The organism is Paenibacillus sp. MBLB1832 (assembly GCF_032271945.1).
Taxonomy (GTDB): domain Bacteria; phylum Bacillota; class Bacilli; order Paenibacillales; family NBRC-103111; genus Paenibacillus_E; species Paenibacillus_E roseopurpureus.
Window position 1 is genome coordinate 3,700,893 of record NZ_CP130319.1, and the last position, 13,501, is coordinate 3,714,393.

Below are 13,501 nucleotides of genomic sequence, written 5' to 3' on the forward strand. Positions count from 1 at the left end.
TCAATTATCTGCATATGAAAACCGCGGTTTACTTGGAGTGGAGTAATTTCCAAATACAACCGCGGTCCATTAACTTAATTTATGACCTGAAACCATTACTTAACTTTGTAATCCTTGTACTTAGATGCTTTTTGAGCAGCAGCAGCAAACTCTGTTTTTGCCCAAGTGAAGTTTTTATCAGCACCCAATTTCGATGCTTTGTCCATCAAGTCTTGTTTGAGCGTATTGTATTCATTATCACTCGCAGCGTATACCATCTTCCATGATGCCGTCTTCAGCAGCTCACCCAGTTTTTGTTGAATGACCTTAATATCATCCGTAGGAGCTCCCGCGAGAGCAGTAACACCATCGTCTTGAACGACTTTCAGATTTTTCTTAGCGTATTCATACACATTCGAAACGTTGTTGGCTTTCGTCCACTCCTGTTCAGCGGCCGTCAGGTTCTGCTTCACAAACTGTGACCAACCTTCGTGAGTAATAGGCTCGTTCGTTCTTGGATCGATGTTCCACTTGTTAAGCATCGTGAAGCTTTCATACCCAGCTGTAGAAGGGTCGTTTTTCATCACTTTTTCTAAATACTCCGGCGCATATTCAGCTTTGCCGTTTTTGATCGTAAACGCTTTGCCTTCTACACCGTTCATTAGTTCAGTGGAGCCTTGTGCGGTTGCAGCGTAGTTAAGCAGTTTAATAATGCGATCCGCATTCTTGGAGTTTTTGCCGATTCCGAATACGTATCCACCACCTACAGGCAGCTCCGCTTGTACGAGGAATTTAGCCTCGTCTTTCGGGAACAACGGAATTAAACCAGCCTGTGGATTGCTTTTCACGAAATCGTTGCCGTTAAAGATTTGTGATTGCCATCCCCATAGTGCAGTTAACGTACGGCCTTCCTTCGTTTTCGTTTCCGCGTTCGGCCATTTTTGGGAAATGGAGTCTGGATCCAGAAGCCCCATCTTTTTCGCTTTATAATAGAAATCTACACCTTGGAAGTACTTGCTATCGGCATCAAATACGCTCTTGATCTGCTTGGAGGCCGGATCGTACTCCGTAAATTGCAAAGTACCCGCGTTCGCATTGACACCCATATAACCTGGCAAAGTGAAGTCGACAAGGCTCATACTAATGGAATCCCAATCGCTCCATAATTGCATCGGGTAGACTTTCTGTCCTGCAGCGGTAGCAGGATATTCAGCTTGCATTTTCTTCATCGCCTGCAACAGATCATCATACGTTTTCAATTCTGGCGTTCCGATTTTCTTGTATAAATCCCATCTCGAATAGAGAGCCATATGGAGTAAATTGGTTGGTTGTCCAGCACCGATTTGAGAAGCCAAGCCAAATAGTTTCCCCGTACCGTTGCTATAGTTATCTCGCATATACTGCAGCATTGAAGGCAAGTTATTCGTAATATTAGGACCGTATTGAGCAACTAAATCATCCAGAGACATGAGAACGCCCGCTTTGACAGCGCTCTCAAATTGCTTCTTATCTTTGAATTCGATCAAATCCGGCATATCGCCGCTAGCCATAATAGCGGACAACCTTTCATCAAACTTATCTCCAGCGAAAATGTAATCCATTTTCAATCCGAATTTCTTTTCGAAAATTTCTTTGGAAATTTCATCGCTTTGTATGCCTGAAAGTGCACTAGGCCCAATCAGGGCTTGAATCTTAACAGGCTCCAACGCCGTACTCGCTGCTGCGGAAGCCGTTGCTGCTGCCGAAGGTTGGGTGGATTCAGATGGTGTTTCCGTCTTTGTACTTCCACACCCTGTTAAACTGATCGCCATCGTACCAACAATAACCATGCCTGTAATACTCGAGAAGTTCTTTTTCATTTGGTGCTTCCCCCTCAATCAATTTGGTTTACCTATATATTGAATTCTACCCTTTTACTGCACCTAACATAATCCCTTTCGTAAAATAGCGTTGCATGAAGGGATAAATGCAGACAATAGGAAGAATAACAACCATTGCAATTGTCATGCTGACTGCTGTCGGCGTTAACTTAAAGCTCGATGCCGACAAACTCGCTCCACCGTCAACCATGATCTTTCTTGCTAATGCGTCCGCTTCGGACATGAACTTATACAGAACAAATTGAAGCGTATTCAGTCTCGAATCCGTAATCAAAAACAAATTATCTCGCAGATTATTCCACTGATTGACACATTCAAAAACAGCTACGGTAGCTAAAATAGGTTTGGATAATGGAACTAGTATGCTCCAGAAAATCCGGAATACTCCTGCACCATCAATCTGCGCTGACTCTTCCAATGCCTTTGGAATACTTTCAATAAATGTTTTGATAAGAATGACATAGAAGGGAGCAACAATATAAGGAATGATGTATACGGCAAACGTATTCATCAAATGCAGATTTTTCATATTGATATACCAAGGAATCAAACCAGCATTAAAATACATGGTTACGATAACGAAACGGTACAAAAACTTTTTCATGAACATGTTCGGTTTCGTAAACAAATAGGCCAAGAATGATGAACCTGCCAGTGTAAAAGCCGTACCAACGACGGTTTTCAATGCGGAAACTCCTAACGCCATTCCAATGCCATTCAACTTCAACACCTGCACGTAGTTTTCGATATGAAAACCTTTTGGATACAGGACGAGCGCTCCTGAAGCAGCCCACTGGTTGTTGCTTAAGGTCAGTACGAAAATATAGTACAACGGGAAAATACAAATGATTGCAAATAGGATAAATATCGAACTGTTGATCACACTGAAACTTAGATTTCCGATTGTCACTTTTTGTTTCATGGGTGTACAATCCCCTTCTTAAATAATGCCTTCTCCACGAACCCTCTTCGATGCGTAGTTGACTGAGAATAGTAGTGCAACGCTGACGACTGACTTCAAGATGCCAACGGCAGTGGCGAAAGAATAATTGTATCCGGACATCCCATTGCGTATGCCGATGTTGTAGACATAGAGATCAAGCACTTCGATCGAGTCTTTGTTCAATGCGTTTTGAAATATCAAGTATTGCTCGAGACCGTTATTCAAAAAGTTGGCAACGCTTAACAGCATGAGAACGAAAAAGGTTGGCATCAAATGAGGAATCGTTATATATCTCATGATCCGGAACCTGCCAGCCCCGTCGATTCGTGCCGCCTCGTAGAGTTCATTGTCGATAGACGTCACCGCTGCGATATAGATAATGGCCGTCCAACCAATCGTCTTCCACGCCAAGTAGGCTGTTTGGGTTAACCAAACATGGTCAGAACTGACTAGCAAGCTAATTGGTTCTTCGATAATATGAAGATGCATGAGAAATTTGTTTATAAAACCGTCCGATTCTGAAAACATAGAGAATGCAAACGCATACACAAGTGGCCAACTTAGAAAATTCGGAAGTGTAGTTATCGTCTGGACGGCTTTCTTGAGCGGTTCAAATTTAATCTCCACAAGGAATACTGCAAAAATTAGAGGTAAAATTTGAACGAATAAGCTCAATACACTCATGCCAAGCGTATTCGACATGACTCTTTTCACTTCATCAACCGTCATCGGATCGCTCAAAAGCATCTTAAAGAAGAAGAAACCTTTAAACTCCGTATCAAAAAGTTTATAACCTGGTTTGTAGTCAAAAAAAGCATAAATCCAACCGTAGAGCGGTAAATAAGAAAAGACGAAAACGAGTAAAATGAATGGCATCGACAGGTAAAATAGCTTTTTCCCTTCCCTTTGGGAAACGGTTACAACGCGTTTTCTTGCTTGACTGCTCATGTTCTGTATATCCCCTCCTTCATATCTAATGTTAATACGGAGCTGTTTCCAACTCAATTGTTTAAACTCTACATGCATCTGTCAAAATTATAGAGCGTTTTCATTTTCACTTTTAATTTGCTATGATAGGAAGCAACTGGAGGGACTCGAGCATGTATAATGTACTTATTGTTGACGACGAGCCGATTGTAGCTGAAGCACTCATAATATCACCCATCTGGGATGATCTAGGACTTGAAGTTCTCGGCAACGCTTACAGCGGTCTAGATGCACTTGACTGGATGGATAAATATCCCGTCGATATTCTGATTACAGACATTCGAATGCCCCAAATGGATGGCATTGAGCTAATCCAACACATACGGGAAAAAGGTTTACATGTAAAAATTGTTATTTTAAGCGGGCACGATGACTTCAGTTATGTGAAGGAAGCTATCAAATTAGGCGTGGAAAACTATTTGTTAAAACCTCTTGATAAATCGGAATTGCTCGCCACCCTAACCGGTGTCGTAGACAAGCTGCAAGCAGATTCCAATCGCCAAATCAACATGAACGAACAGATGAACGCGTTTCGAGAAAGCTTCCTCCTTCGATGGGTTACCAACTCCGTAAATAAAACGGAATTTCGAGAGAAGGCGGAAATAGCCCGATTTGACACAAATATAGATGAGTATCGTATTGTACTTTTTAAAATACTCAATCTTGACAATAATTTGGAAAAGCATAGGGGAGCACTAGCCATTCAGGAATTTCTTTCGCAACAGTTCGGGGCAACACTCAAAGATTTGTCGTTTTTTGATTCATCCTACGATCTCGTTGCTGTGCTGCCAGAGCGTTATTTTAAGTGCGAGGACTTGTCCTTGCAAGATAGACTGTCTTCTATTCTAACCTTACTAACCGCACAGACCGAACTGCAATTACTCTGTACAATTGGCCAAATAGAATCTGATTTATTCACCGCTTATCGAAGTTACAATACAGCAAAGGAATTACAGGGATACGCTTTTCTGCTACCGCCTAACAGCCTTATTACATCTGACGATATCGAAAAAAATAGAAACGATGGTGAATGGTATCTCGATTTGCCACTTGAACAAATAAATAATTTCATCTTGTCAAACAAAAAAGAAGAATGCCTTGAAATCACCCGAATTGCATTCACCAAAATCCATGGGAATAGCCAGATTACACCTGTTATGTTTAAAAATGCGATCTTGGAGCTCTTATTTCAAGTCTCCAATACGGTAAAGAATACGATCATTCATCCTGAATGTATCCCTTTATCATTTAGAAATCTGTATCACCGCTTTGCAGTATCGGATAAATATGAGGACTTGATCGGGCTGGTATATGAGACCATCCGTACAGCTTGCGATTTACTTTCTGTGAGAGACAACGCGACAAATGCAACAATCAAGCAAATTTTGGATTACGTCAAAGAAAATTCGGAGCAAGATCTTTCATTAAAGACACTCTCATTTCAATTCAACGTCAATGCTTCCTATCTAGGGCAGCTATTTCGCAAGGAAACAGGCATCCTATTTAGCAGTTACCTCAACCATTTACGAATCGAGAAAGCAAAAGAATTGCTTATCCATACAGACATGAAGGTAACCGATATATCCGCTAAGGTCGGTTATTTAGAACCTAGTCATTTTTACAAAATTTTCAAAAAGGCGACTGGGGTCTCCCCTGCACAATACAAATGAGAAAATTAATTCCTATCAAACTATTTACAAAAATCTTGTTGTTATATATCCTGATTCTTTCATTTGCGCTTTATGGCTTCACACGATATGTTGCTGACAATTCCATGGAACTTTTAAAAAAGGCGCAAATCGGAATTCACCAACAAATGATCGCTGCCTTGCAAAATATTATGGATAATCGTTCAAAAACGATACGAGATATTTTATTGAAAATTTATAATGATCAAGATCTGAACACCTACATCATGAGCATGATGGACGATACGGAACCTGGCGAATTTTACGCCGATAATACGTTCGATAAGCAAACTATCGTTAATAAACTGGACGATCTTGTAAGTGTTGACAAGAATATCAGCCATCTCATTTTGTATAATAACACGACTAAAAAAGCGTACTTGTATTTATATGATTTAAACTATACGTTTTCTGATTTTACAAAGCCTATTATCAAAAATATTCCTCAATTGCAGAAACCAACACAGGAAAGTTTTATTATTCCAGCGCATTTAGATCCATACTATGCACTCCAAAGTTCCAAATATAAGTTCGGAATAGCTAGTAATTTTTACTATCCTCGCTCTAGCTTATTTCTGGGAAGATTCATTATCGAGTTTGGCATTGAGGATCTGCAGAACACGGTCCTCCAATTCGGCAAAGATATGCAGGGCTACCTGTTGATCTTAACCAAAGAAGGAGATGTTATATTCGATTCATCTTCTACCTATTACGGTAAGAAATATCCTTACTTCGATAAAATAGGTCAATCGTCTGACTCCGTGCAATTAGCGGAGGATAGTATTGTAAATGTCGTCAATTCAGATCAGAGTAAATTCATTTACGCGTCGGTTTTGCCGAAATCGACTTTGAGCAAGCAACTGAGTATTTTTAATAACTCAACCTATCTGGCTGCGATTATTCTTCTCTTATTTATCTTCTCCGTTTACTTCTTTGTAACGGGGATCATCTCGAAAAGAGTCAATCGGATCGTGAATGCGATGGGGAAAACGGTTAAAAGTAATTTGCTTCATAGAATTCCCTTGACCCATAAAGACAATGAATTTGAACAAATCGCCATACACTTTAACAAGATGTGCGACAATCTGCAGGATTATATTAATAAATCTTATGTCTATGAATTGCAGCAGAAGGTTGCCGAAATGAAAATTCTTGAAAATCAAATTAACCCGCATTTTCTTTACAATTCCTTAGAGGCGATTCGAGCACGGCTGGAAATCGACGGGAATGATGAAGGCGGGCAAATGATTTACTCCCTCGCAACGTTGTTTAGAGCATCCCTGAAAGCGGATTCGGTCGTCACGATCGCTGAAGAAATCGAATTCTGCCACATGTATTTGAACATTTTTGAGGTCAGGTATCAAAACTTATTTCAGTTCCATATCGACATCCAAGATAACATTAAGCACTGTGGGATCATTAAATTAATTCTTCAGCCCATTGTAGAAAACTACCTTATTCATGGATTTGATCGCAGGAGACAAGACAATGTATTGTCCATTCGCGGTTACCAAGAAGGCAATACGATCTGCATAACCGTCTCAGATAATGGCATCGGTATCCCATTTGACAAACTTAATGAACTTAAACGAAAACTAAACACAGCTTCACCATCGACGATAGGAAGCATCGGCCTTCATAATGCGAATGAGCGGATAAAGCTTCTGTTCGGTTCTTCCTATGGACTGGATATCGAAAGCGATGGTTCAAATGGAAGCAACGTTACCCTGCGTATTCCTTGCCTGAGGCCAGAAGAAATCAAGGAGCAAAACATAACAATGCTGAAAAACCTGCCCTCCAATCATTGAGGGCAGCAGGGCATATGACACTGCCTTAAACAACAATAACCGTGTAAAAAACCCTTCAAATTCACGAGAAACGTGATTATTTGAAGGTTTTTTTGCGGTACATGGTGGTTCTAAAACGCCGCACTTTAACTTATATTGATATAATCAAAATTACTACAAGCGTAGGTGCCATTCGCTGTCTTATCAGCGCTGTCAATCTGGAACTTTACACTGCCAGTGCATGTTCTTCTTTCAATTACGCGCGTTCGCATTACTTCGATACTGATTAGGTGTAACGCCGAATGCTTTTTTAAATAAAGTAAAAAAATGGCTTCGGCTGATAAACCCTGACTTCTCCATAATATCGTTAATTGTTTCCTCTGATTCGGCGATCAGCTTACTTGCATAACTAAGCCGAACATGATTGATGTAATCGGTGACAGAAATGAGACGATGCTTCTTATATAGTTTGCCCAGGTAAGGAGAGGATAAATTAACCTTTTCAGCTATTTCTTCCAATGATAAAGCTGGATTTGCGAATTCCGCATGAACGATCTGATTCACGTCCTCAATCAGTTTGATATATTTGTTGTCTTTTTTAGCTTCTAGCTCAATTGCTAAATGGTCAAACAGTTCGTGAAAGTCAGACTGGATCTGTTCGATTGTTTCCATCTTTTGAAGAGCTGTCAGGTAGGTATTGAAATTGAAGTTTACCTTAATCGCATGATTAGCTTCAGTGATTTCAATCGCATGACGAATCGATAACAATAATCGGATGAGCACTGAATTTAGCACAGTATAACTATATCGTGATGCGGCATGGATCACACTGGACAACACCTGTTTGGCTTCAGCAAATTGGCCCTGAATTAAGGCATCTGCCAGTTCCTTATCTTGGTCCTGCGGATATTTAAACTCACCTGTCTGAATATCAATACGATCGTAAGAAATTAACGCTTGGTGCCCCGTAATTAATCTGTAATTAGATAAATCAAGCGTTTTCAAATAATGAAAATTGATGGAATTCAACATGCGAAAAGGTTCGCTAAAGGTAATCGAAATCGAAACATTCAGAAATTTCTCTATATTCCCTTGAATATCTTTGACAAGCGAAACTAAACTGTCATCCTTTGATGGGAACTCTGAACCATAGTAATTCATCCAAATTAAGATCTGATCCTCTTCGATTTCAATACATTCATGTTTATATGTACTGGACAGCAGCTCAGAAATAATGTTGATCATGCCGAATTTCAACAAGCCTCGATCCTTCAAGCTGAACGCTGAACAAAAATCCGCAAAATGATCAATCTTAATTAGTAAGAGTAAAAACGAATCTGCTAGCTCAAGCTCAATGTGATAGGCATGGAAGCGCTTCTGAAGAATGTCAACAGGCATCATTTCATTAGAGAGGACCATACTTCGCAGGAAGTTTTGCTTACGATTGTACAGCTCATTTCTCTTTTCAGATTCCAACTCGATGTAGTTCTGAATGACGACGTTGATAGGCTTATATAGTCTGCGCGATAAATAAAACGATAATAAGATACTGCCGACAATGAAACAAATAACAAGCAGATAGGTTTTTTGCTTCATCTGTTCCACATCTTTGACGATGCTAAGATAGGGAGTAATGCTAATTACTTTCCAGCCAAAGGCATCTGTGTCTGCATACGTAATGAATGAATCCACACCATCAACATTCATGCGCAGGTTTCCACTAGCTTCCTTTGACGATTGAATCCGTTGGATATAGTCATTTTCCTTTAATGCACTGAGCAAAGGATGTTTGCCATCGCTAGACATCAGCCTTCCGTCACGATCAATAATAAAGATGCGATTGTCATTTATATGGTCGGATGTGCTGATCGTTTGTTTAATCGACTCTTCCGAGATATTAAGAATAATGGCTTCGCTAACTTTACCGCTCTGAACTTGCGAATCGAAAAATAGGTAGGAATATACATACACATCTTTCTCTGCGTTTGATGAAATTCCGTACATCATATTAGGTATTTGTCTAAGTACAATGCTATGAGAGCGATTATGCTGAATGTCGTCCAAAATCGGGAAAATACCCATGTCCTCGAAGGTTGAACGATCATAAACAAATTTCTGGCTTGGCAATGCATGAATATGACTTCCATTATAAATATAGATCGATTGTAAGAAAGGATAAATGTTTTTATAAGATGCTAACTTGTCCTGGTATTTAATGTAGTCTACGGCATTTACATCTGAATAAAGCAACTCCTTAATCGTTTCATCAAAAAATGCTGTTGTCGCCACGGACCGGGCTGACTGTGCCATTACGCTGACATTCCGACTTGAATTCTGCAAGTCGTTTTTTTGTTGATTATATACCATTTGAAGAGCAAAGCTTTCAAAGTTCTGGGTTAAAAACGAAGATTGTACGAAAAGAAGCAATACTGTACTAAGAAGAAATGGCAGCAGTATCGTAAGAAACAGTTGAAATGGGTTTTTCATGCTGAATTTTTTGAACACAAGTAACAACTCCTTCTGCCAAAAGATTATCACAAAAACAGATTTTAATGAACCCTCCCCTAAGCTATAGAGGCATTTTGCTGAATTAAGAACTTACTACTCCATTCAGAACTCACATTTTGACTCGGAACTGAACTAATCCGTAAGATCAGAAATTGTTTAATGGAACAGTCACAGGCTACGATATATTCAGAAACCAGCCATCAAGCACATCGATAAAAATCTGGTTAAAGGAGCATGAAGCGAATTGATAAAAACCATACTTAAGTCTCAGAACACGAAAAAGAATGTTCAGTTAACTTTGTTAGCGTTTCCAGCTATCCTCATAATTTTTGTTTTTTCTTATATCCCTATGGGCGGGATATTCATCGCTTTCAAAAACATCAACTATACAGATGGCATCTTTCACAGCCCATGGGTCGGTTTCGATAATTTCAAATTTTTCTTCACATCAAGCGATGCTTGGATCGTGGTGAGAAATACGTTGGCCTACAACACCATCTTTATCGTAGTCGGTACTTTACTATCCGTGTTGTTTGCCATCCTATTGAATGAAATCGTGAGCAGAAGGATTCTAAAAGCGTATCAAACCATATTTTTCTTTCCGTATTTCTTCTCGTGGGTCATCGTCGCCTACATGGCTTATTCTTTTCTGGGCCCCCATGGCATTATTACATCTTATATGGAACGTATAGGCAATCAATCGTTTGATTTTTACACAGAGACTTGGATCTGGCCTATTCTATTAACGTTTATTAACATTTGGAAAGGTCTAGGCTATGTGAGCATCATCTTTTATGCGGGCATCCTGGGTATTTCACAAGAATATTACGAAGCTGCGGCTATTGACGGCGCATCTAAGTTGCAAATGGTTCGAACCATTACAATTCCGTTGCTCATGCCGCTAATTACAATAATGACCTTATTATCTATAGGAAAAATTTTTTACTCCGATTTCGGTTTGTTCTTCTTTGTTCCGAGAGAGATCGGCCAGTTGTACCCTGTAACGCAAGTTATTGATACGTATGTATACCGAATGCTGAAAGTTTCCGGAGATATTGGCATGTCATCAGCTGTAGGTCTATTTCAATCTACAATGGGATTCATCATTGTTTTGATAAGCAATTTTATCGTAAGAAAAGTAGACGAAGAGAACAAATTATTCTAGAACCACAAAGAGGTGAGCACATGCTGGCAAGAAAAACGTGGCCTCAGGTCATAATTAACCTTTTATTCATTCTGTTCAGTCTCACATGCATTATTCCGCTTATTTCAATTATCTCCATTTCATTCAGCAACGAAGTCGACATTGTGAAGAATGGCTATCATTTATTTCCAAAAATATTTGATATTACGGCCTATGCATACATTTTGTATCAGCCTGTACAGCTCTTAAATGCATTTAAGGTGTCTCTGTTTGTCAGCTTCTTCGGCACATTCGTTTCAGTGGCAGTCATGGCAGGCATTGCCTATGCGTTGTCTCGTGAAGACTATAGATTTAAAAACTCGTTAAGTTTTTATGTCTTTTTCACTATGCTGTTTAACGGTGGACTCGTTCCGACCTATATTTTAATTACGAATTACTTGCATTTGAAAAATACGATCTTTGCGCTTATTCTTCCCTATTTGGCTATTCCTTGGTTTATCTTGATTTTGAGATCCTTTATGCAAAAGATCCCTCTCAGTATCGTTGAATCCTGCATGATTGACGGAGCAAGCGAATTCAGAATCTTTTTTCAAATCATTCTCCCGTTAGCTAAGCCGGGGCTTGCTACTGTTGGGCTATTCATGCTTTTACATTATTGGAATGATTGGTGGCTAAGCTTGCTGTATGTCGAGAAAGAAAGCCTCGTTCCTCTCCAATATATGCTCTATAGAATGATGAATAATATTCAATATCTCACTAGTGCAAGCAATATGATGCCGCCTGGTATGAAAAATGCCGATCTCCCCTCGGAATCCGCCCGTATGGCTATGGCTATACTTGCCGCTGGTCCGATGCTAATGGTATTTCCGTTTTTCCAAAAGTACTTCGTCAGAGGCCTTACCGTAGGTGCAGTAAAAGGGTAACTTAAACATGGATTACATCCATTTTAAGAATATAATGTTTACAATAAAGGGAGGATTTTGTACATGTACAAAAATTTAAAGTTAGTTAAAACAGGTCTAGTAGCAGGCAGTATGCTTCTCGCAGTCAGCATGATGCTTTCCGCTTGCGGAAGCAAAACAACGCAAGAAACAGCAAGCCCAGCGGCGGCCAAACCAGCTGAATCTGCCACAGCCACTGTAACACCTGCTGCTCTTCCAGAAGTCAAACTGACTTGGTACTTCCCTGGGAACTTCCCGCAGCCTGAACAAGATAAAGTATTTGCAGAAGTGAACAAGGTACTGAAAGCGAAACTTAATGCAACCGTAGATTTTAAACCGTTGGCATTTGGTGACTATGATCAGAAGATGCAAGTCGTCATTGCCTCAGGCGAAGCGTATGACATAGCCTTTACGGCAAGCTGGATTAACAACTACAGCCAAGATGTAGCGAAAGGCGCCTTGCTGCCTCTTGATGATTTGCTAACTAAATATGCGCCGAAATCCTATGCTTCCGTGCCTAAATCGATGTGGGACGCGACGAAAGTGAAGGGAAAAATTTATGGATTTGTTAACCAACAAATCTCTGCCAGAACCCCTGCTTTAATGTTCCCGAAAGATCTGACTGATAAGTACAAGCTCGATCTTAGTTCTGTAAGCGGCAAAATTAATGCAGATACTCTAAACCTGTTGGAGCCGTATGTAACGAACGTGCATAAAGACGATCCAAAGAAAGCATTCATTACTTCCTTTGATCAATTTGGCGATTTGTTTAATCTTGATTACATTTCCGGCTTTAATGTTCCGGGTGGTGTCGATTATGCAGATGGATCACTTAAAGTCGTAAACCAATTTGAAACACCGCAAGCTAAGAAATTCGCAGCTACAATGAGAGATTGGAATGCCAAAGGATTGTTGAATTCCAAAGAGCGCGTTTCTCAGAAAAAGGATGAATGGACAGATGCGAAAGCTGGTAAATGGGCAATGAATATCGGCGGCGCTTACAAACCAGGCGGCAATATCGGCGAAACGGCTCAAGCTGGTTATCCGATGGTGGATGCTCCTGCAGGAACACAACATCTTACAACAGGCGGTATTACCGCGACAATGCAAGGTATTAACAGAAACTCCAAAAATCCTGAAAGAGCTATGATGGTGCTCGAGCTTCTGAATACGGATAAAGATCTTTACAATTTGTTGAACTTCGGTATGAAAGATAACCATTTCAAGATCGATGGAGATGGATTCATGGTTCCTGGCGATAATCAAAAAGCGTACAATCCACAAGTTGCATGGATGTTTGCTTCCAACTTCCTTGCTAACGTTGAAAAAGGTATGCCTAAAACAGTTTGGGACGATACGAAGAAAATTAATGAAACGGCAACACCTTCTAAATTACTAGGTTTTAACTTTGATGCAGAGCCAGTAAAATCCGAGATCGCGAAAACGAGCGCTGTTTATGACGAATACTCCAGATCCATTGAGCTTGGTATTGCTTCCGAAGATAAGTACAATGAATTCTTGGCTAAATTGAAAACAGCCGGTTCCGATAAAATCATTGCTGAAATGCAAAAACAAGTTGATGCTTGGAAGTCTTCAAAATAATAAAATGGCATGACGAAAACCCTGACCACAGATAAGATCTGA

Annotated in this window: 9 protein-coding genes; 5 read left to right on the plus strand and 4 right to left on the minus strand. The window is 40.0% G+C overall.

Features of this window, described 5'->3' with window-relative positions; genetic code table 11:
* Positions 1–95 precede the first annotated feature (95 nt).
* The 3 genes from MJB10_RS16720 to MJB10_RS16730 are packed head-to-tail and all read right to left on the minus strand — an operon-like array spanning position 96 to position 3,750.
* Entirely contained in the window at positions 96–1,838 is a 1,743-nt protein-coding gene (locus tag MJB10_RS16720) for an extracellular solute-binding protein (RefSeq protein WP_314796480.1), read from the minus strand.
* Positions 1,839–1,884: 46 nt separating this feature from the next.
* Entirely contained in the window at positions 1,885–2,781 is an 897-nt protein-coding gene (locus MJB10_RS16725) for a carbohydrate ABC transporter permease (protein WP_314796482.1), read from the minus strand.
* 18 nt (positions 2,782–2,799) lie between these two features.
* The gene (locus tag MJB10_RS16730; protein ID WP_314796484.1) at positions 2,800–3,750 is read right to left on the minus strand and encodes an ABC transporter permease; all 951 of its coding nucleotides are present in this window, start codon (positions 3,748–3,750) and stop codon (positions 2,800–2,802) included.
* Between the two features lie 152 nt (positions 3,751–3,902).
* Here MJB10_RS16730 and MJB10_RS16735 point away from each other — a divergent pair, with 152 nt between their 5' ends.
* Together MJB10_RS16735 and MJB10_RS16740 are read left to right on the plus strand one after the other, a co-directional pair.
* A complete protein-coding gene (locus tag MJB10_RS16735) occupies positions 3,903–5,459 on the plus strand; it encodes a response regulator transcription factor (protein WP_314796485.1) in 1,557 nt (518 codons plus the stop codon).
* Positions 5,460–5,563: 104 nt separating this feature from the next.
* A complete protein-coding gene (locus tag MJB10_RS16740; RefSeq protein WP_314796486.1) occupies positions 5,564–7,285 on the plus strand; it encodes a cache domain-containing sensor histidine kinase in 1,722 nt (573 codons plus the stop codon).
* Between the two features lie 231 nt (positions 7,286–7,516).
* Here MJB10_RS16740 and MJB10_RS16745 read toward each other — a convergent pair whose 3' ends face one another.
* Positions 7,517–9,751, minus strand: coding sequence for an AraC family transcriptional regulator (locus MJB10_RS16745; protein ID WP_314796488.1), 2,235 nt, complete (start codon positions 9,749–9,751; stop codon positions 7,517–7,519).
* Between the two features lie 370 nt (positions 9,752–10,121).
* Between MJB10_RS16745 and MJB10_RS16750 the strand changes: the two genes are divergently transcribed.
* The 3 genes from MJB10_RS16750 to MJB10_RS16760 all read left to right on the plus strand — a co-directional run bounded on the left by MJB10_RS16750 (position 10,122) and on the right by MJB10_RS16760 (position 13,459).
* Entirely contained in the window at positions 10,122–10,937 is an 816-nt protein-coding gene (locus MJB10_RS16750) for an ABC transporter permease (RefSeq protein WP_314796490.1), read from the plus strand.
* 20 nt (positions 10,938–10,957) lie between these two features.
* The gene (locus tag MJB10_RS16755; protein WP_314796492.1) at positions 10,958–11,839 is read left to right on the plus strand and encodes a carbohydrate ABC transporter permease; all 882 of its coding nucleotides are present in this window, start codon (positions 10,958–10,960) and stop codon (positions 11,837–11,839) included.
* A 63-nt stretch (positions 11,840–11,902) separates the two neighbouring features.
* Positions 11,903–13,459 (plus strand): ABC transporter substrate-binding protein, encoded by a 1,557-nt coding sequence (locus MJB10_RS16760; RefSeq protein ID WP_314796494.1) that lies wholly within the window; start codon positions 11,903–11,905, stop codon positions 13,457–13,459.
* Positions 13,460–13,501 lie beyond the last annotated feature (42 nt).